This is a genomic window from Leisingera sp. SS27, from assembly GCF_028368855.1.
Lineage (GTDB): Bacteria > Pseudomonadota > Alphaproteobacteria > Rhodobacterales > Rhodobacteraceae > Leisingera.
In genome coordinates, this window is the sequence record NZ_JAQNCY010000001.1 from 842,144 (window position 1) to 861,279 (window position 19,136).

Genomic DNA, 19,136 nt, shown 5'->3' on the forward strand with positions numbered 1-19,136 from the left:
AGCGGCGGCATTGCGCAAAAAGCGCCCTTTGCAAATCTTTTCTTTTCGCCAGATCAGGCCGCGATTTTCGCCGCGCTGCCGCGATCAACAGCTGCCGCTCGTCTGGGCGCAGCATGAAACTGACATCGTGTGACTAGGTTCGGGACTGCTCAGCCCTTCATTCTGTAGTCATCGACGTCTGTGGCTCATTTACAGTGGCTCTGAGGCAGCGCTTTCTTGCAGTAGCGCTCTTTCCATTTTGGAGCCTGGCGCTTAAAGAACAGAGATGTGGATTGAGGGTTGAGTGATTGGCAAAAGACATCCCTAAAAGTAACGGCTACGTGCAACTTCACAGTGATGCGGAAAGTGAAGAAGCATATCGTTTCATAGACGCACAAAAGAGAAAAGTGCTGCGAAAGAAGTGGCATATCAATGGCTTGAAGCCAAAAGAAAGAGCGAGGCATCGAAGGGCTGTTGAGAAGATCATTCGTCGCGAAAAGAAGTACGACCAACGCCGGGCCAGATTGACTCGCGATGAACTAGTAATGTTGCTCCGCGACAAACGCTCTTCTTTAGTAATGGACCACTTGTTCCCTGATCGAAACCGCCCAGGTCGTTGGATCAAGTATGAAGACCGGCGAATGGCGGCTGACGGTGAGCCATTTGACATAGATTTATCGGGTTTCAGTCTTTTGGACAATCCACATGGATGTATTCAAGGCTTGGCAAACATTGCTGAGCATGAAGCGTCGTCGAGTTCAGTACAGATCAATTTCAAAGACAAGTATTGCTTAGACGTAGTGCCCTACATGCTGCTGACCGAATTTTGGAACGATATGTTGCCCGTTTTCCAAGGGGGCGAAATGGACGTCCCCATGCAGAAGGTACTTGGTTCAATTGGAATAGCTGAAGATCTCAACGTAGGGCTCCGGGGGGTAAGGGATTTTGATGACGTTTGGGCATTTCCATTAACTCGCCGCCGAAGGGACGGCGGAAGCAAGTCTCGAAGCATTTACTTCGATGTCCCTAGCCGCGATCACGCATCTGACCGGTTCTGTGATGCTCTCGACGAATGGTTGAACCGAGATGAGATACAGCTCCAACTTACACAAGCTGGCAGAGGGCATATCAAAGTTCTGCTTGGTGAACTCCTTGAAAATGCCGAACGGCATTCAGACGGGAACAGACGCGACGGCTCATGGACCGTTGCCGGTTTTTTAGCCAAGCGGAGGGTTTACGAAGATGACGAGTTCATCGCCCATATTGGGATCGTTTCTCTTGGAGATACCTTTGCAGACAGTTTGGAACGCGCTTCCGATCAACAAAAGCAGGACCTAGATGATTTCCTAAATTGTATGAGGGCGGCACGGGCTCCGCAGTCAGCTGCGACGCTAAAAACGCTCGCTGCATTGCAAGATGGTGTGACCTGTGTGCCGGAAGCAGACAAAGCTGACCGTGGTGGGTATGGTCTCATGCAGATGCTGGAGCTGACGAATTTGCTGGGATGGTCCGAGAATGACAATCTTAAGCCAGAGATCACCATTGTGTCAGGAACCTCTTGCGTTCAGCTGAAAAGTCCTTACTTCGAATGCTATCAGCCCGCAGGTGCCGATACCGCAAGGGTGCAATGGTGCAACGCGGATAACTCTGCTAGGATGGCGCCCGACCCAAACCATGTGTTTGACCTAGAAAAAGGCCTGCCGGGTACTGCCATTAGTATCCGCTTCACACTTGATCCGCAATATCTGCAAAAGATGATGGACAACTTAGAACAATGATTGAACTTAGCATTGATTCGTTTCTCCAAGGGAAGGGCGTTCGGAACCTGTCCGGCCACGAGCGAGGTGTGGCGGCTCGCGACTTCTTTGATTTGGATGAACTGGACACGGCTGAAGACGAGATTGTGATCGTTGTCCCCCCTTGTATTGATGCTATTGCCAGCTCATTTTTCCAGGGCATGTTTGCGAATAGTGTGCGTGAGTTTGATTCCGACGAAGAGTTCTTAGAACACTACCGCTTCAAGGCAAGCCCAAGCGTTTTTCGCCAAATCGAACAAGGAATTCGGCGCATTCGAACCAAGCGTCGTTCGGCGTTCGCTCGGTAAAACTGCAAGCTCCATCTTTCGAAAAGTGATATTCTGGCATGGAAACGTGGAAGATTGCCACGATTGGGTTAACTTCCCTTTCATTGCTTTGGAACATTGGAAACACGATATACACCCGAGTTTCTAATGATCGAAATACTAGGCGTCTGGTAAACTTAGAAGAGTTCCGCTCTCGGGTTCGGGACCCACTCGAAGATGCGCTTCGCCGAGGGGAGGCAATTATTCGGGAGATTGATCAGTGTGCTCGACAACCCGGATTTCCTGTGGGATTTGAAGAAAAGCTGATTGAATTAAACCAGAGCTTAATGGGAACCTTGCCAGAAGTCGTCGATCGGCTCATGGACGCGGACGAAAGTAGATTTTCTGACGATATCAATTGGCTGGATATGTATGATCCAGCCGAGGATCAGATAATGCGCCGGATGAACGGCGTTTTGGACGATAGCTTTACCCCCGACGCCCGCAAAGATGAAGCAAGACTGTGCAGAGCAGATTATCGACGTTTTAAGAAATTAGTAATGTCGAAAATCGAAGCGCAAGTCGAAAAACTCTCCGCATAGCCGTCCTGTCAACGGCCGCTTGACGCCGTTCACGGCTTGCTGCATGTGCGCTGACCGACACCGTGGCAAGGTCTGAAGTGGGCTCGAAGCGGTCGTAAGCCGTGTCCGATGCAGAAAGTTTCTTTCCGAACGGGGCAATAGTCACAACGCCCCCCTTCCCCCCTCACTTCCGCTCCGTCCCATCGGCATTCCGGCCCATGGCGATGTAGCGCGCCTGCAGGCTCAGGCGCAGGATGGTGTTGTCCTTGTCATGGGCCTGGATGTAGCCCGCCATCAGCGCCATCCAGTAGGTCCGCAGCACGGAGTTGATGCGGCGGCTGTAGTTCGGGCCCAGCTTGCGGAACCATTTCACCATGTCCGCGTCCAGCCGGATCGTCACCCGGGTCTTGGGCTTGTCGATCCGTTCCCAGCTGTCCATGCCGTCCCATTCGGCGGGCAGGCTCTTGTCCAGCCAGTCGCGGCGCAGGGATTGCTGCAGCTCATCAAGTTCCAGCTGCATTTCATTGTCATAGTATCGCTTGCTGGGCATCGCTCTCTCCCGTGGCGGCGGCGGTTTCGGCGCGGGGCGGCACTCCCGCGCTGATCCCACCCTGCCCCGATCCGGTTAATTCCGCGCCAGCGGTGCGTACGGTGCCCCCGCAACACCTCCGGACAGGCCTCTGCCCCGCCACCCGGCACCGGGGGGTGCACAGGGGGTGTACAGGGGGTGCACGCATGTCACCCCCGCTTTTTCAGGCTGGTTTTGCCTGCCGCAGGATCCGCGCCAGCAGCTCATTCTTGCGGAAGGGTTTGGCCAGGAAATCATTCATCCCGGCGGCCAGGCAGGCCTCAACATCGCTGGGCTGGGCATTGGCGGTCAGGGCAACAATGGGGCATTCCGGCAGCCCTGCGTCCCGTTCATGCGCGCGGATCCGGCGGGTGGCGTCCAGCCCGCCCAGAACCGGCATCGACAGGTCCATCAGGATCAGGTCCGCGCTTTCGGAGGTGAAAATCTCCAGCGCGGTCAATCCATTAGCGGCAAAGCGCAGATCGGCACCTGTGGATTTCAGCATTTTCCGGACCAGCAGCTGGTTGGTCCTGTTGTCCTCCGCCACCAGGATGCGAATCCCGTTCAGCGCCTCCAGCGGCAGCTCCGGCACCGCCATGCCGGGCGGGGCGGCCAGTGCCCGCCTGCTGTCCTGAAACTGCGCGAGATCCGTGCCGCCCGAAGCCTGTTCACCCAGCCGCGGCAAGTTCAAGCCAACCGTGAAAACCGATCCCTCGCCGGGCACAGAAGAGGCCGTGACCGAGCCCCCCATCCGCTCTGCCAGCGCACGGGTAATGGCCAGCCCCAGCCCTGTGCCTTCGATCACGCGGGCCGCCTGCCGGTCAACCTGCTCAAAAGCGGAAAAGATCCAATTCATCTGCGAAGCCTCGATCCCGACGCCGGAATCGGAGACCTGGATATGCAGGGGCAGCGCTGTGCCTGCGGGGTCATAGGCGACACTGACGGTCACATGGCCGTCGTCCGTGAACTTGATCGCATTCCCCAGGAGATTCATCAGGATCTGGCGGATCTTGCTGGCGTCGCCGACAAATTCATGCGGCACGTCTTCGGGGTATTCGGTGCGCAGGTCGATCCCCTTGTAGGCGGCCCTGGCCCAAAGGAGGGTTCCCACGTCCTGAACCACGTCGCGCAGCGAAAACGGCGCATCGTGCAGGGAGATCTTGTCGGCCTGGATCTTGGAGAAATCCAGCACGTCGTTGATCACCGTCAGCAGAGCTGTCGCGGAATTGAAGATCGTATCGGCAAACAGCTGCTGCTGCTCGTCAAGATCCGTCTCTTTCAGCAGCTCACACATGCCGATGATACCGTTCATCGGCGTTCTGATCTCATGGCTCATGTTGGCGAGAAACCGTTCCTTGGCCTGGCTGGCCTCCTCGGCCTTATCCAGTGCCATCCGGGTCAGCTCCAGCGCTTCGTCGCGCTCCCGCTCAGTCGTGATGTCTGTCGAAGACCCGACGAGATAGGCCATGCGCCCGTCCGCACCAAACACGGGACGAAGCGTGGTGCTGAGGTATTTTTCCCTGTTCTGGGTCGGGAGGACAATGTCGTAAGTTGCCTCCCTGCCGCTGCTGATCACGGCCAAATGGTGGTTCAAAGCACGGCGTCCGGTTGCCCCGCCGTAAAGTTCGAGGGCGGTCTTGCCCGCATAATCGCTGTGCTCGAACTTTGTAAATTCCCGTGACTTGGTGTTCATGTGAACGTAGCGCGGCAGCCCGTCCTCGCCGAGTTTCAGGACAATCACCGCGATTTCGACTGCGTCGAGAACGCCGAAATGATCTGAAAATTCATCCTGCTGCACGTATCGTTCCTGAAACGGGAGAGATCATCGAAACCCTGTAACACACAGGTACAGCACAAGTGTTACAGGAAAAGCGTTAGCGAACTATAGGCAAAACAACCTATGTCATTGGGGAAAACAGGTCCAACGCGGCCCTCGGACTCCGTTTTTCTTGCCTCTTTCGCGGTTTGTGGATACAGCCACCCGCATGTTGGACACCGCTGCAAACCGCCCCGAACTGCCCGCCGAGATCGCGCGGCGCCGGACCTTTGCGATCATCTCGCACCCGGACGCCGGCAAGACCACGCTGACTGAAAAGTTCCTGCTTTACGGCGGCGCTATTCAGATGGCCGGCCAGGTGCGCGCCAAGGGTGAAGCACGGCGCACGCGCTCGGACTTCATGCAGATGGAGAAGGACCGCGGGATCTCTGTCTCGGCGTCTGCGATGTCCTTTGATTTCAGCGGCTTCCGCTTCAACCTGGTGGACACCCCCGGCCACTCGGACTTTTCCGAGGACACCTACCGCACCCTGACAGCGGTGGATGCGGCGGTGATGGTGATCGACGGCGCCAAGGGCGTGGAAAGCCAGACTCAGAAGCTGTTCGAGGTCTGCCGCCTGCGCGACCTGCCGATCCTGACCTTCTGTAACAAGATGGACCGCGAAAGCCGCGACACCTTTGAGATCATCGACGAGATCCAGGAAATGCTGGCGATCGACGTGACCCCGGCCAGCTGGCCCATCGGTGTCGGCCGCGATTTCATCGGCTGCTATGACATGCTGCGCGACCGGCTGGAGCTGATGGACCGCGCCGACCGCAACAAGGTGGCGGAAAGCATCGCGATTGAGGGCCTGGACGACCCCAAGCTGGCCGAGCATGTGCCTGCGCATCTGCTGGACAAACTGCTGGAAGAGGTCGAGATGGCGCGCGAACTGCTGCCTGCCCTGGACCCGCAATCGGTGCTTGAGGGCCACATGACCCCGATCTGGTTCGGCTCTGCCATCAACTCCTTTGGCGTCAAGGAACTGATGGACGGCATCGGCAAATACGGCCCCGAGCCGCAGCCCCAGTCAGCCGAGCCGCGCCAGGTGGCACCGGAGGAAAAGAAGGTTGCGGGCTTTGTGTTCAAGGTTCAGGCCAACATGGACCCCAAGCACCGCGACCGGGTGGCCTTTGTGCGGATGGCGTCAGGCCACTTCAAGCGCGGCATGAAGCTGACCCATGTGCGCACCAAGAAACCGATGGCCGTGTCGAACCCGGTGCTGTTCCTGGCCTCCGACCGGGAACTGGCGGAGGAAGCCTGGGCCGGCGATATCATCGGCATTCCGAACCACGGTCAGTTGCGCATCGGCGACACGCTGACCGAGGGCGAGGCGATCCGCGTGACTGGCATCCCGTCGTTTGCGCCGGAACTGCTGCAAACGGTTCGCGCAGGCGACCCGATGAAAGCCAAGCACCTGGAAAAAGCGCTGATGCAGTTTGCCGAGGAAGGTGCCGCCAAGGTCTTCAAACCCTCAATCGGCTCCGGTTTTATCGTCGGCGTGGTCGGCCAGCTGCAGTTCGAAGTTCTGGCAAGCCGGATCGAGATGGAATACGGCCTGCCGGTGCGGTTTGAGGCCAGCCAGTTCACCAGCGCACGCTGGGTCAGCGGCGACAAGGCAGCGGTGGACAAATTCATCAACGCCAACAAGCAGCACATCGCCCATGATCATGACGGCGACATCGTCTATCTGACCCGGCTGCAATGGGACATCGACCGGGTGGTGCGGGATTACCCCGAGCTGAATTTGACAGCGACCAAGGAAATGATGGTCTGATTGAAACGCCCGGATCGCCCGGGCGTTTTTCTTTGCGGGGCTTGCGCTTTTTCCTGCCTGCGGAAATGGTTGTGAAAAACGGCAAGGCATGAGGCAGGCAATGGCGGATCAGGGCGTCAAATGGGGCATCGTCAGCACCATAAAAGCGGACGCCGAAACGATATTGAACTTCGCCGCGTACCATCTGGACCTGGGCGCGCACCGTCTGCACATCTACTTGGATGAACCAAATCCCGCAGCCTATGCACAGCTGGATCAGCACCCCAAAGTACGGGTTACAGTGTGTGATGACAGCTATTGGCAAAACTGCTGCGGCTACCGGCCGGTCAAACACCAAATGCGCCAGATACGGAATTCCGCCCATGCCTATCAGCGGATCCAGACCGATTGGATCGCCCATATCGACGTGGACGAGTTTCTCTGGCCCGCCTCGGACCTGGGGCAAATGCTCGCGGCCCTGCCTGCCAGCGCCCTGAGCGCCAAGGTACGGCCGATTGAAGCGCTGTCAGGACGTGACGGCCAGTTCAAGGCGGTGATCCCGAAAAGTCCGGACCGCGAGGCAGAGGCGCGCACTGTATACCCGGCCTTCGGAGGGTTCTTGAAGGGCGGCTTTCTCAGCCACACAGCCGGCAAGATCATTGCTCGGACGGGCGTGCCGCAAGCTGAAGTGCGCATTCACAATATGTATTTAGCTGGCAAAAGGATCAAAGCGTCCACCGTTCTGGAGCAGGTTGACCTTTGCCATTGCCATGCTCTGAGCTGGGAACAGTGGCAAACCACTTACCGTTACCGATTGCAGCACGGCTCATACCGGCCTGGATTGAAGCCTGGGTATTCGCGGCTGATCGGCGGATTGAACTCACACGAACTCTTGTCGCTGATCGAAGAAGAGCACGGCCAAGACGGCCTGCGCAGCTTCTTTGATGAGGTCAGCGCCCGGGATCCTGAGGTTTTCCGCAAGCTTCAGGAACGCGGGCTGGTGCGGAATCGCCCGCTCGGCCTGGCGGACAAACGGCAAAAACACTTCCCCGGCTTTGGAAAAATTGTTTCCAATTTGCCGATCCCGGCGACAAAAACCCTGCAAAACCCGGCATTAATTGACCTGCGCATAGGATTTTGCTATGCCCCGCCACGAGCCGGCAGCTGCCACACCGCATGACCTTTTGCGGAGCCGGCTGCAACACACACGCGCGGGCCAGGTCAGTGTCCGCAATGACGGATGCAAATGACAAAATTCACCGATCTGAACCTTAATCCCAAGGTCCTTAAAGCTATTGAGGAAGCCGGGTACGAAAACCCCACCCCGATTCAGGCAGGGGCCATCCCGCCTGCGCTGGAGGGGCGCGATGTTCTGGGAATCGCCCAGACCGGCACCGGCAAGACCGCGTCGTTCACGCTGCCGATGATCACGCTTCTGGCCCGCGGCCGTGCCCGCGCCCGGATGCCGCGCAGCCTGGTGCTGTGCCCCACCCGTGAGCTGGCCGCCCAGGTGGCGGAGAACTTCGACACCTACGCCAAGCATGTGAAGCTCACCAAGGCGCTGCTGATCGGCGGTGTCTCCTTCAAGGAGCAGGATGCGCTGATCGACAAAGGCGTCGACGTGCTGATCGCCACCCCGGGCCGCCTGCTGGACCATTTCGAGCGCGGCAAGCTGCTGCTGACCGGCGTGCAGATCATGGTGGTGGACGAGGCCGACCGGATGCTCGACATGGGCTTCATCCCGGATATCGAGCGTATCTTCTCGCTGACGCCTTTCACCCGCCAGACCCTGTTCTTCTCTGCCACCATGGCGCCGGAGATCGAGCGGATCACCAATACCTTCCTGTCGGGTCCGGCCCGTATTGAAGTGGCCCGTCAGGCCACTGCGTCGGAGACCATCGAACAGGCCGTGGTGCAATTCAAGGCCTCGCGCCGCGACCGCGAAGGCAGCGAAAAACGCAAGGTTCTGCGCGCGCTGATCGACGCCGAGGGCGACAAGCTGACCAACGGCATCATCTTCTGTAACCGCAAGACGGATGTGGATATCTGCGCGAAATCGCTCAAGAAATACGGCTATGACGCGGCTGCCATCCATGGCGACCTGGATCAGAGCCAGCGCACCAAGACGTTGGATGCCTTCCGCGAGGGATCCTTGCGCATTCTGGTGGCCTCGGACGTGGCCGCACGCGGTCTGGACGTGCCAAGCGTCAGCCATGTGTTCAACTTTGACGTCCCCGGCCATGCCGAAGACTACGTCCACCGCATCGGCCGCACCGGCCGTGCCGGCCGTGAGGGCAAGGCGATCACCATCTGCATCCCGCGTGACGACAAGGCGCTGGCCGCTGTCGAGGGCCTGATCCAAAAGGAAATTCCGCGGCTCGAGAACCCGGTCAAGCCGGAGCCCAAGAAGGAAAAGCCCGCCCGGCCCGCCAAATCAGAGAAGGCAGACGCGGACACGCGCGAGAGCCGCAAGGACGAGGGCCGCGAGCGCCGCAGGGATGAAAAGCCCGCGCAGAAGCAGGAGCGCTCCTCGGGCCGCGGCGGCAAGCACGGCAAGCGTGACGACAAGGCTGTGGTCGGCATGGGCGACCACCTGCCGAGCTTTATCGCGCTCAGCTTTGCCGAGCGCCGCGCCAGCTGACCGACGTTTGCAGACAGGTTATGAGGCCGCTCCGCTGGGGCGGCCTTTTTCGTGGCGCCCGCCGCACACCATGCAGTTTCGGCATAGCGACCTTTGCAACCGCAGCATAGCGGGTCTTCGATCTTGGCCGGCGTAATTTCCGGCAAAGCGGCGTAATGCAGTCTCAACACTGAAACGCGCCATGAATGATGGGCCACGCCATGAACACCACCGACACCAAAACCCTGACCATCTCCCAGTTCCAGGCCATCGAAGCCCGCGCCCATGAGCTGCGCGCCGAAGCCTTCGCCGCCATGATGCGCCGCCTGTTCGGCGCCCTGTTCAGCGCTCCGCGCAAGGTGGTCTCCTGCCCCAGCTGCGCCCGCCCGCTGCACGGCTGAAACGTCTGCCGCTCCCTGTGGAGCTGCACCTGAATTGAAAACGCCGCGTGCCCCAGGGGCCGCGGCGTTTCTCTTTTTCAAACGGTGGCGGTCTGAAGCCGCGCCGCAGGCCCGCCAGGGGCTGCGGCGCCAGGCCCAACGGGGCCTGCAGCATTTTGGATGCGGCATGGGCCGGGCGGGAGAACTGCCCTGCCCTACCGGCGGGATCAGCGCATCCGGCTGACCACCACTGTCACCTCGGGTTTCTTGCCGATCTCGGCCTGCGCGGTCTGACGGGTGATGCGGCGCAGCTCCTGTTCCAGCTTGTCGTCGTCGCGCAGTGTCTTGGCACCTGCGCGCATCAGGAACTGGTTCAGGTCCTCTTCCAGCACCTCAACCAGCGCGGCGTTGGAGGTGCCGGTCTCGGGCAAGCCTTTGAGGTCGCACCAGGGCTCACCCAGCGGCTCGTCTTCTTCGTCCAGGATCACCGTCACCAGAACATGGCCGTTCAGCGCCATACGGATGCGGTCGCGCACGATGCCATCCATCGCACCGTATTTGACGGATCCATCCAGATAGGTACGGCCGGTCTCAATCCACTCGGTCACAGACGGCGCACCTCCGGACAGGTCCATCATCATCCCGTTCACAACGACAGCGCTGGCAATGCCCTTGGCCTCACCCAGCCGCGCGTGCTGGCGCAGGTGGCGGTGCTCGCCGTGCATCGGGATCAGCATCTTGGGCTTAAGCAGGTTATGAACCACCTCCAGGTCCGGGCCGTTGGCGTGGCCCGAGACGTGGTAGAGACCGGAGCTGTCATCGACCACATCCACCCCCATTTCGGAGAACTGGTTGATGATGCGGATAACCCCCTTTTCGTTGCCCGGAATGGTCTTGGAGGAGAACAGGAACAGATCGCCCTCCTTCAGCTCCAGCCCGCGGTACTTGCCGCGCGCCAGCTGTGCAGTGGCGGCGCGGCGCTCGCCCTGGCTGCCGGTGGTGATCAGCATCAGGTTGTCGCGCGGCACGTTGGCGGCGTCTTCCGGGCTGATCACCTTGGGGAAATCCACCAGCACGCCGGTTTCGACCGCAGCCTCGATCATCCGGCGCATGGCACGGCCCAGCAGCACCACGGAGCGGCCGGCCTTCACACCGGCCTCTGCCAGAGTTTTCACCCGCGCCATGTTGGAAGCGAATGTGGTAGCCGCAACCAGCCCCTTGGCCTCGGAGAACAGCTTGGTGATTTCTTCCGGCAGCTCAGACTCCGAACGGCCGGGATGCTGCGAGAACACATTGGTGGAATCGCAGACCAGCGCCTGGATGCCGTCCTTGGCGATCTCCGCCCACATCTCCGGGTCAAAGGGCTCGCCCACCAGCGGGTTTGCATCCAGCTTGAAGTCGCCGGTGTGCACCACCCGCCCCGCCGGGCTGTCGATCACCAGCGCGCCGCTTTCGGGGATCGAATGGCTCATCGGCGCAACGCCGATGGTGAAGGGGCCAAGCTTGGTTGTCTCCGGCCAGGCCTGCACCGTGTGCACATTGGCCGGGTCGTGGCCCGCCTCTTCCATCTTGCGGCGCGCCAGGTTTGCGGTAAAGGCGCGTGCGTAGACCGGCACGTTCAGATGCGCATAAAGATGGGCGATTGCGCCGATGTGGTCCTCGTGCCCGTGGGTGATGAAGATGCCCTCCAGCCGGTCGGCGCGCTCCTTCAGCCAGGTGATGTCGGGCATGATCAGGTCCACGCCGGGTGTGGTGTCCATGTCCGGAAAGGTCACGCCCAGGTCCACCAGGACCAAGCGTTCCTTGCCCTGCGGTCCATAGCCATAAACATAGGCGTTCATGCCAATTTCACCCGCCCCGCCGAGGGGCAGGTAGATCAATCTATCACTGCTCATGCGTCAGTACCGTTATCCTTATTGTATTTATGGATGATCTGAAGCCCGTGCATTGTGAGGTCGTCCTCAAATGCGTCAAACAGATCAGCAGATTGCTGGAACAAAGGCGCCAGTCCGCCTGTCGAGATCACTTTCATCGGCACCGCCCGCTCCGCCTTGATGCGGGTGCAGATCTCGCGCACGAGGCCGACATACCCCCAGAACACGCCGGATTGCATGCAGGCGACGGTGTTGGTGCCGATCACGTTCTGCGGCTTGGAAATGTCCACGTGTGGCAGCGCGGCAGCGGCCTGGTGCAGCGCCTCCAGACTGAGGTTCACGCCGGGCGCAATCACCCCGCCGACATAGGCGCCATCCTCGGCCACCACGTCAAAGGTGGTGGCGGTGCCAAAGTCCACCACGATCAGGTTGCCGCCATAGGTGTCGAAACCCGAAACCGTGTTGACCAGCCGGTCGGGGCCGACCGCGGTGCCTTCGTCCACCCGCACTGCGACGGGCAGCAGGCATTCGGGTTTGCCCACCACCAGCGGCCGTGTGTTGAAATAGCGGTCCGCCAGAACACGCAGGTTGAACACCACCCGCGGCACGGTGGAGGAGATGATCATGTCGGTGATATCCGCCTCGATCCCCTGCAGCCGCATCAGCGTGCTGAGCCAGACGTAATACTGATCAGCGGTGCGCTGCCACTCAGTGGCGGTGCGCCACATGCCGATGAACTTCTCACCGTCATAGATCGAGAAGACGGTATTGGTATTGCCGCAATCAACTGCCAGAAGCATTGCTGCTCCTTCCTAGAAATAGATGTCGGCCGCGGGAATGCTGACGCGGCCCTTGGCGGTGTTTAGGACAAGGTTGCCGCTGGCGTCCACCGTTTCAAAGGTGCCTTCGGTCTCAGACGCCGCGGTCTTGGCAGTGATCACCTCGCCCAGCTTGGCCGCACGCGCGAGCCATTCGGTGCGGATCGGTTCAAAGCCATAGGTCGCGAACTGCTGCTCATAGCGGGCAAAGGCCTCGGCCACGGCTTCCAGAAACTCCTCCGGAGTGACCTGCACGCCGGTTTCAGACAACAGCGACACTGGCCAGACGGCGCCGGGTTCCAGCCATTCCTTCATCGGCGTTTCCACCAGGTTGACGCCGATGCCGACGAACAGGTGGTTCACGCCCTTGCCGTTGCCCGCGCTTTCCAAAAGGATGCCAGCCAGCTTGCCGCCCTTCAGCAGCACATCGTTGGGCCATTTCAGCGACAGGCCTTCGCTGCGGCCAGTGACCGCGACGCAGGCGTCATAGACCGCCAGTGCCGCCACAAAGCTGCGCAGCGCGGCCTGATCCGGGGCACCTTCCGGGCGCATCACCAGGGTGGCCGCGAAATTGCCTTTGGGGTCCTTCCAGTCGCGGCCGCGGCGGCCGCGCCCTTGGGTCTGGCGCAGGGCCAGGATCCATTCCGGACCCGCCAGTTCCCCAGCGATGCGGGCAGCCTCGTTCAGGGTGCTGTCCACCTCATCAAGCACCCGTTTCCCATATCCTGCTGGCCAGCTCATATGCGCTCCTTAGATGCGGAAAGGCCCGGTCACAAGACCGGGCCTCCCTAGCCTGCCTGAAAAGCAGATCAATTTACAAGGGTTGCTGCCGCGGCAGCGGCGGCACTGTCGATGCCGAACTGGTAGACCACGCCCACCAGCATCAGAGCAGCGGAGGCCATCAGCGCCACGCTCAGAACCGGGGAGCCCTTCGCCTCCACATCGTCCTCGCCAGTACCGAAGTACATGTAGAAGACGATGCGCAGGTAATAAAATGCACCGATTACAGAGGCGACGGCAGAGGCAATGACCAGCGTCATCAGGCCCGCATCAACACCAGCCTGCCACACGCCGAACTTGGCAAAGAATCCCAGCATAGGCGGTACGCCTGCCAGCGAGAACATCAGGATCAGCACCGCCAGCGCCTTGCCAGGCTCGCGCGCAGCAAACTGGTTCAGGGCCAGGATGTCAGTAACCGGTTTGCCGTCCTTCTCCAGCATCAGGATGAAGGAGAAGGTGCCGATGTTCATGGTGACATAGATTGCGAGGTACACCAGCATTGCTGTGATGCCCTGTTCGGTGCCAGCGGCCAGGCCGATCATCGCATAGCCCATATGGGCGATGGAGGAGAATGCCATCAGTCGTTTGATGTCGCGCTGGCCGATCGCCGCGATGGCGCCCAGGAACATCGACAGCACCGACAGCACCACGATGATCTGCTGCCAGTCAGCGATTGCGCCGCCGAAGGCGTCAAACAGCACGCGGGCGAACAGGCCCATGGCCGCAACCTTGGGCGCGGTGGCAAAGAAGGCCGTTACAGGCGTCGGCGAGCCTTCGTAGACGTCCGGGGTCCACATGTGGAACGGAACCGCCGAGACCTTGAACGCAAGCCCCGAGATCATGAAGACCAGGCCGAACAGCATGCCGATGGACATGTGACCCTGCTCCGCCACCTGGATAATGCCCGCGAACTGGGTGGTGCCGGCAAAACCGTAGACCAGCGAGGCGCCATAAAGCAGCAGGCCGGAGGACAATGCGCCCAGTACGAAGTACTTGAGGCCCGCCTCGGTCGACTTGACGCTGTCGCGGCGCATGGCGGCCACGACGTAGAGCGACAGCGACTGCAGCTCCAGCCCCATGTATAGGGACATCAGGTCACCGGCGGAAACCATCATCATCATGCCGACAGCGGCCAGCGCCACCAGGACCGGGTATTCGAACCGCAAAATGCCGCGGCGCGCCATGTAGTCCTGGCCGATCAGCAGCACAGCGGATGCGCCCAAGAGCAGCGCCACCTTGGCAAAGCGCGAGAAGCCGTCGTCGATGAACATGCCGTTGAATGCCGTTTGGGTACCGGCCGGGCTGGAGGCAATCCAGAAGGCAACCACTGCCAGCAGTCCGGCCGTGCTCCAGACCAGCGGCACCGCCAGCTTGTCCTTGCCGGTGTAGACGGCGCCAAGCAGCGCCGCCATGGCGTAAAGCGCCAGAACGATCTCTGGCAGGATTACGGTAAGATCAGCTTGGATCATCTGCCTGATGCTCCCTTAGTGCGAAGCAATCTGGGTCGCGGCGGGCGCAGTGTCCGCAGCAGCCAGAGACTGGTTGAAGTTTGCGATCAGCGCCTCGGTCGAAGGGCTGATGATGTCGGTGACCAGCGACGGGTAAACGCCCAGAAGCAGGGTCATGACGACCAGCGGCGCAAAGACGAAACGCTCACGCGCGGTCATGTCGCGGATGCCCATCAGGCTGCCCTTGATCAGGTCGCCGAACACTACACGGCGGTAGAGCCACAGCGCATAGCCGGCCGAGAAGATCACCCCGGTTGCAGCCACCGCAGTCACCCAGGTGTTCTTCTGGAAGGTGCCCATCAGGGTCAGGAATTCACCGACAAAGCCCGAAGTGCCCGGCAGGCCGACGTTGCCCATGGTGAAAAACATGAAGACCAGCGCATAAGCCGGCATCCGGATCACAAGGCCGCCATAAGCGTCGATGTCGCGGGTGTGCATGCGGTCATAGATCACGCCAACACAAAGGAAGAGCGCGGCAGAAATGAAGCCGTGCGACAGCATCTGGAAGATGGCGCCGTCAACGCCCTGCTGGTTGGCGGCAAAGATGCCCATGGTGACAAAACCCATGTGCGCCACCGAGGAGTAGGCAATCAGCTTCTTCATGTCCTCCTGCACCATCGCCACCAGCGAGGTGTAGACCACCGCAATCGCGGACATCCACAGGACCACATCAGTCATCACGTCCGCGCCCACCGGGAACATCGGCAGGGAGAAGCGCAGGAAACCGTAGCCGCCCATCTTCAGCAGGATCGCCGCCAGCACCACAGAACCCGCAGTCGGCGCCTGAACGTGCGCGTCCGGCAGCCAGGTGTGCACCGGCCACATCGGCATCTTCACCGCGAAGGAGGCAAAGAAGGCCAGGAACATCAGGGTCTGGGCGCCGCCCAGAACATGGATGCCCAAGACGTCGAACGACGCCGCCGAGAAGCTGTGGGTCAGCAGGGTCTCGATATCGGTGGTGCCGGCATCCACATACATGAAGACCATCGCCACCAGCATCAGCACCGAGCCGAAGAAGGTGTAGAGGAAGAATTTGAAGGACGCGTAGATCCGCTCCTTGCCGCCCCAGATGCCGATGATCAGGAACATCGGGATGAGGCCCGCCTCGAAGAACAGGTAGAACAGCACCAGGTCCAGCGCCATGAAGACACCCAGCATCAGGGTCTCCAAGAGCAGGAAGGCGATCATGTATTCCTTCACCCGGTCCGTGACCGACCAGCTTGCCAGGATGGTCAGCGGCATGATGAAGGTGGTCAGCATCACGAACAGAACCGAGATCCCGTCGACGCCCATCTTGTACTTGAGCCCGAAGATCCAGGCCCGGTCCTCGACGAACTGGAAGCCGGTGTTGGCCGGGTCGAACTGAGAATAGATCCCAAGGCTCACCAGGAAGGTGATCGTGGTGGCAAAGAGAGCAACAAACTTGGCGTTGCGCTGCGCCGCCTTATCCTCGCCGCGCAGGAACAGGGCCAGGATGGCCGCCGCAAGCGCCGGGATGAAGGTGACAATAGAAAGGAGATTGTCCATCAGTGCGCTCCTCCGCCGATCGACATCCAGGTGACCAGGGCTGCAATGCCCAGCACCATCCAGAAGGCATAAGTGAAGATGTAACCGGACTGTGCGCGTCCAGCGAGACGGGTGAAGAAGGGTACAACGCCCATGGCCAGACCGTTCAGGAAGCCGTCGATGGTGTTGCCATCGCCGCGTTTCCAGAAGAAGCGGCCGAGCGCCACGGCCGGTTTGACGAAGATCACGTTGTAGATCTCGTCAAAGTACCACTTGTTCAAGAGGAACAGGTACAGCGGGCGCTGCTGCTTGGCCAGGCGCGCGGGCAGCGACGGGTTCCAGATGTAAAACCACAGCGCCAGCACCAGGCCGCCGATCATGGCAGCGAAGGGGGACAGTTTCACCCATTTCGGAGCCGCGTGGGCATCCTCCAGGATGTGGTTGTCCGGCGCAATGTAAAGTGCACCTTCGCCCGGCTTGCCGGCAAACACATAGTGGTGCTCGCCGCCATGTGCCGCGTCTTCGCCATGGGCGGCCTCTTCACCGTGCGCAGCGTCGTCGCCATGCGCGGCCTCTTCGCCATGCGCGGCAGCGGACGCTTCCGCTACCGGGATACCATAGAATTTGCCGACTTGATCAGCGTGGCCGAAGAAACTGCTGTACCACAGCATGCCCGAGAAGATCGCGCCGAGGGCCAGCACGCCCAGCGGCACCAGCATGGTCCAGGGGCTTTCATGTGCGTGGTCGTGGGTGTGCTTGTCACCACGCGCCTCGCCGTAGAAGGTCATGAAGATCAGGCGCCAGGAATAGAAGGAGGTCATGAAGGCTGCGATCACCAGCGCCCAGAAGCCGAACATCGATCCGCCCGCATAAGCGCTTTCGATGATGGCGTCCTTGGACACAAAGCCGGCAAAGCCAACCCAGCCGCTCAACGGGATGCCGACGCCGGTGATGGCAAGCGTGCCGATCATCATCGCCCAGAAGGTATAGGGGATCTTCTTGCGCAGCGCGCCATAGTTCCGCATGTCCTGCTCGTGGTGCATGGCGTGGATCACCGAACCTGCGCCAAGGAACAGCATCGCCTTGAAGAAGGCGTGGGTGAACAGGTGGAACATCGCCGCCGAGTACATGCCGACACCAGCCGCAACGAACATGTAGCCCAGCTGCGAGCAGGTCGAATAGGCGATCACGCGCTTGATGTCGTTCTGGACCAGGCCCACTGTGGCTGCAAAGAAGGCGGTGGCCGCGCCAAGCGTGGTGATGAAGGCCGCGGCCTCAGGCGCGAACTCGATCAGCGGCGACATGCGGCAGACCAGGAACACGCCTGCGGTCACCATGGTCGCGGCGTGGATCAGCGCCGACACCGGGGTCGGGCCTTCCATCGCGTCCGGCAGCCAGGTGTGCAGGATCAGCTGCGCCGATTTGCCCATCGCACCGACAAACAGCAGGAAGGCCAGCAGGTTCGCCGCATTCCACTCGGTCCACAGGAAGGAGACCTGAGTCTCCGCCAGCGTGGGGGCCGCCGTAAAGATGTCGGACAGGTTGATGCTGTCGGTCAGGAAAAACAGGCCGAAGATCCCCAGCGCAAAGCCGAAGTCGCCGACCCGGTTGACGATAAACGCCTTCATTGCCGCCGCATTGGCCGAAGGCTTGCGGTAGTAGAAGCCGATCAGCAGGTAGGAGGCCACGCCGACGCCTTCCCAGCCGAAGAACATCTGCACCAGGTTGTCGGAGGTCACCAGCATCAGCATCGCAAAGGTGAAGAACGACAGGTACGCAAAGAAGCGCGGCTTGTAGCTCTCGCCCTCTTTCCACTGCGGGTCATGATCCATGTAGCCGAAGGAATAGAGGTGCACGAGGGAGGAGACCGTGGTGATCACAATCAGCATGATCGCGGTCAGACGGTCCAGGCGGATCGCCCAATCGGTCGACAGGGTGCCGCTTTCGATCCAGCGCAGGATCTGGATGGTCTCGGTCTGCCCGTCGAAAGTCAGGAAGGTGATCCAGCTGAGCAGCGCCGCCAGAAACAGCAGCGCTGTGGCGGTCACGGTGGCGGCTTTTTCGCCGATCATCTTGTGGCCGAAACCGCAGATAATCGCGCCAACCAGCGGGGCAAAGAGGAGGATGGTTTCCATGTGTCTTCAGCCCTTCATCACGTTGACGTCTTCGACGGCGATGGTGCCGCGGTTGCGGAAGAAGCAGACCAGGATCGCAAGACCGATGGCGGCCTCAGCCGCGGCCACGGTCAGCACGAACAGGGTGAAGACCTGCCCCACCAGATCGCCCAGGAAGCTGGAGAATGCGACCAGATTGATGTTCACCGCCAGAAGCATCAGTTCGATGCTCATCAGGAGGATGATCACGTTCTTGCGGTTCAGGAAGAGCCCGAAAATGCCGATGACGAACAGCGTCGCCGCTACGGTCAGATAATGTTCAAGTCCGATCATTTGCTTGCCTCTTCCTCTGTCTGGGTACCCAGACAATTCATTTCTTGCGGATCAAGCTTCATTTCTCGGCGCTGTGGAAGTGCGCCCAATAAACGGGCATCTTCGTCCACCGCGCCCAAGGTCACCTTAGTGTTGCTATTCAGGTAACTGGTTCGCAGTGCCTCAATCTCTTCCTGCACGTCGATCCACTTCCCATTCTTCAACTGCCCTTTGGAGACAATTTCCAGGCCTTCGCCAGTTCGGCAACTAACGACCACCCATGTAACTCCAGGAGCGGGGCAACCGATTTCAGAAACGAAGTACCAATCTTGGAGCCCAGGAAGTGCCTCTCCCATAGAGCCGTCGTATCCATGGCAAGGAACCTGCATATCCAGTTCACTGGGAGGCGGCTCGGAAGCCACCGCGATCGTGGCTGTGCTTGCAATGACTGCTAACGCCATC

At 60.2% G+C, this 19,136-nt stretch carries 17 protein-coding genes; 7 read left to right on the forward strand and 10 right to left on the reverse strand.

Annotation, left to right across the window (positions count from 1 at the left end):
* Positions 1–287 precede the first annotated feature (287 nt).
* From N6L27_RS04215 to N6L27_RS04225, 3 genes are read left to right on the forward strand one after another with little or no spacing between them, the layout of a single operon-like run.
* A complete protein-coding gene (locus tag N6L27_RS04215; protein ID WP_271905841.1) occupies positions 288–1,757 on the forward strand; it encodes a hypothetical protein in 1,470 nt (489 codons plus the stop codon).
* Positions 1,754–2,083, forward strand: a complete 330-nt coding sequence (locus tag N6L27_RS04220) for a hypothetical protein (protein ID WP_271905842.1) — start codon at positions 1,754–1,756, stop codon at positions 2,081–2,083. The genes N6L27_RS04215 and N6L27_RS04220 overlap by 4 nt, the downstream gene beginning before the upstream one ends.
* A 38-nt stretch (positions 2,084–2,121) precedes the next feature.
* The gene (locus N6L27_RS04225; protein WP_271905843.1) at positions 2,122–2,643 is read left to right on the forward strand and encodes a hypothetical protein; all 522 of its coding nucleotides are present in this window, start codon (positions 2,122–2,124) and stop codon (positions 2,641–2,643) included.
* Positions 2,644–2,806: 163 nt separating this feature from the next.
* On the opposite strand, the gene N6L27_RS04230 is transcribed toward N6L27_RS04225, so the two are convergent.
* Both N6L27_RS04230 and N6L27_RS04235 read right to left on the reverse strand, forming a co-directional pair.
* The gene (locus N6L27_RS04230; protein WP_271905844.1) at positions 2,807–3,172 is read right to left on the reverse strand and encodes a BrnA antitoxin family protein; all 366 of its coding nucleotides are present in this window, start codon (positions 3,170–3,172) and stop codon (positions 2,807–2,809) included.
* Between the two features lie 202 nt (positions 3,173–3,374).
* Positions 3,375–4,988, reverse strand: coding sequence for a response regulator (locus N6L27_RS04235; protein WP_271905845.1), 1,614 nt, complete (start codon positions 4,986–4,988; stop codon positions 3,375–3,377).
* Positions 4,989–5,175: 187 nt separating this feature from the next.
* Between N6L27_RS04235 and N6L27_RS04240 the strand changes: the two genes are divergently transcribed.
* The 4 genes from N6L27_RS04240 (at position 5,176) to N6L27_RS04255 (ending at position 9,783) form a co-directional block, all read left to right on the forward strand.
* The gene (locus N6L27_RS04240) at positions 5,176–6,783 is read left to right on the forward strand and encodes a peptide chain release factor 3 (RefSeq protein ID WP_271905846.1); all 1,608 of its coding nucleotides are present in this window, start codon (positions 5,176–5,178) and stop codon (positions 6,781–6,783) included.
* A gap of 100 nt (positions 6,784–6,883) precedes the next feature.
* On the forward strand, positions 6,884–7,942 hold the full coding sequence (locus tag N6L27_RS04245; protein ID WP_271905848.1) for a glycosyltransferase family 2 protein: 1,059 nt from the start codon (positions 6,884–6,886) through the stop codon (positions 7,940–7,942).
* Positions 7,943–8,008: 66 nt separating this feature from the next.
* Complete coding sequence (locus N6L27_RS04250; RefSeq protein ID WP_271905849.1) at positions 8,009–9,403, forward strand: DEAD/DEAH box helicase; 1,395 nt, start codon at positions 8,009–8,011, stop codon at positions 9,401–9,403.
* Between the two features lie 200 nt (positions 9,404–9,603).
* Complete coding sequence (locus tag N6L27_RS04255) at positions 9,604–9,783, forward strand: RSP_7527 family protein (RefSeq protein WP_271905850.1); 180 nt, start codon at positions 9,604–9,606, stop codon at positions 9,781–9,783.
* Between the two features lie 206 nt (positions 9,784–9,989).
* Here N6L27_RS04255 and N6L27_RS04260 read toward each other — a convergent pair whose 3' ends face one another.
* The 8 genes from N6L27_RS04260 to N6L27_RS04295 all read right to left on the reverse strand — a co-directional run bounded on the left by N6L27_RS04260 (position 9,990) and on the right by N6L27_RS04295 (position 19,135).
* A complete protein-coding gene (locus tag N6L27_RS04260; RefSeq protein WP_271905852.1) occupies positions 9,990–11,657 on the reverse strand; it encodes a ribonuclease J in 1,668 nt (555 codons plus the stop codon).
* Entirely contained in the window at positions 11,654–12,436 is a 783-nt protein-coding gene (locus tag N6L27_RS04265; RefSeq protein ID WP_039179149.1) for a type III pantothenate kinase, read from the reverse strand. Before N6L27_RS04265 ends, N6L27_RS04260 begins: the two co-directional genes overlap by 4 nt.
* A gap of 12 nt (positions 12,437–12,448) precedes the next feature.
* Complete coding sequence (locus N6L27_RS04270) at positions 12,449–13,195, reverse strand: biotin--[acetyl-CoA-carboxylase] ligase (RefSeq protein ID WP_271905855.1); 747 nt, start codon at positions 13,193–13,195, stop codon at positions 12,449–12,451.
* A 68-nt stretch (positions 13,196–13,263) separates the two neighbouring features.
* On the reverse strand, positions 13,264–14,703 hold the full coding sequence (gene nuoN, locus N6L27_RS04275) for an NADH-quinone oxidoreductase subunit NuoN (RefSeq protein WP_271905857.1): 1,440 nt from the start codon (positions 14,701–14,703) through the stop codon (positions 13,264–13,266).
* A gap of 15 nt (positions 14,704–14,718) precedes the next feature.
* Entirely contained in the window at positions 14,719–16,269 is a 1,551-nt protein-coding gene (locus N6L27_RS04280; RefSeq protein ID WP_271905859.1) for an NADH-quinone oxidoreductase subunit M, read from the reverse strand.
* The gene (nuoL, locus tag N6L27_RS04285) at positions 16,269–18,383 is read right to left on the reverse strand and encodes an NADH-quinone oxidoreductase subunit L (RefSeq protein WP_271905861.1); all 2,115 of its coding nucleotides are present in this window, start codon (positions 18,381–18,383) and stop codon (positions 16,269–16,271) included. The genes N6L27_RS04280 and nuoL overlap by 1 nt, the downstream gene beginning before the upstream one ends.
* A 6-nt stretch (positions 18,384–18,389) precedes the next feature.
* Complete coding sequence (nuoK, locus tag N6L27_RS04290) at positions 18,390–18,695, reverse strand: NADH-quinone oxidoreductase subunit NuoK (protein ID WP_008553673.1); 306 nt, start codon at positions 18,693–18,695, stop codon at positions 18,390–18,392.
* Positions 18,692–19,135: a hypothetical protein gene (locus tag N6L27_RS04295; protein ID WP_271905874.1), complete on the reverse strand. Its 444-nt coding sequence runs from the start codon at positions 19,133–19,135 to the stop codon at positions 18,692–18,694. The genes nuoK and N6L27_RS04295 overlap by 4 nt, the downstream gene beginning before the upstream one ends.
* Between the last annotated feature and the right edge of the window lies 1 nt (position 19,136).

Bases quoted from the DNA above. Each gene is read 5' to 3' on its own strand.
- N6L27_RS04225 (WP_271905843.1), top strand. From the start codon at position 2,122: ATGGAAACGTGGAAGATTGCCACGATTGGGTTAACTTCCCTTTCATTG.
- N6L27_RS04295 (WP_271905874.1), bottom strand. From the start codon at position 19,135: ATGGCGTTAGCAGTCATTGCAAGCACAGCCACGATCGCGGTGGCTTCC.
- N6L27_RS04230 (WP_271905844.1), bottom strand. From the start codon at position 3,172: ATGCCCAGCAAGCGATACTATGACAATGAAATGCAGCTGGAACTTGAT.
- N6L27_RS04255 (WP_271905850.1), top strand. From the start codon at position 9,604: ATGAACACCACCGACACCAAAACCCTGACCATCTCCCAGTTCCAGGCC.
- N6L27_RS04260 (WP_271905852.1), bottom strand. From the start codon at position 11,657: ATGAGCAGTGATAGATTGATCTACCTGCCCCTCGGCGGGGCGGGTGAA.
- nuoK (WP_008553673.1), bottom strand. From the start codon at position 18,695: ATGATCGGACTTGAACATTATCTGACCGTAGCGGCGACGCTGTTCGTC.
- nuoN (WP_271905857.1), bottom strand. From the start codon at position 14,703: ATGATCCAAGCTGATCTTACCGTAATCCTGCCAGAGATCGTTCTGGCG.
- nuoL (WP_271905861.1), bottom strand. From the start codon at position 18,383: ATGGAAACCATCCTCCTCTTTGCCCCGCTGGTTGGCGCGATTATCTGC.
- N6L27_RS04250 (WP_271905849.1), top strand. From the start codon at position 8,009: ATGACAAAATTCACCGATCTGAACCTTAATCCCAAGGTCCTTAAAGCT.
- N6L27_RS04280 (WP_271905859.1), bottom strand. From the start codon at position 16,269: ATGGACAATCTCCTTTCTATTGTCACCTTCATCCCGGCGCTTGCGGCG.
- N6L27_RS04220 (WP_271905842.1), top strand. From the start codon at position 1,754: ATGATTGAACTTAGCATTGATTCGTTTCTCCAAGGGAAGGGCGTTCGG.
- N6L27_RS04240 (WP_271905846.1), top strand. From the start codon at position 5,176: ATGTTGGACACCGCTGCAAACCGCCCCGAACTGCCCGCCGAGATCGCG.
- N6L27_RS04245 (WP_271905848.1), top strand. From the start codon at position 6,884: ATGGCGGATCAGGGCGTCAAATGGGGCATCGTCAGCACCATAAAAGCG.
- N6L27_RS04265 (WP_039179149.1), bottom strand. From the start codon at position 12,436: ATGCTTCTGGCAGTTGATTGCGGCAATACCAATACCGTCTTCTCGATC.
- N6L27_RS04270 (WP_271905855.1), bottom strand. From the start codon at position 13,195: ATGAGCTGGCCAGCAGGATATGGGAAACGGGTGCTTGATGAGGTGGAC.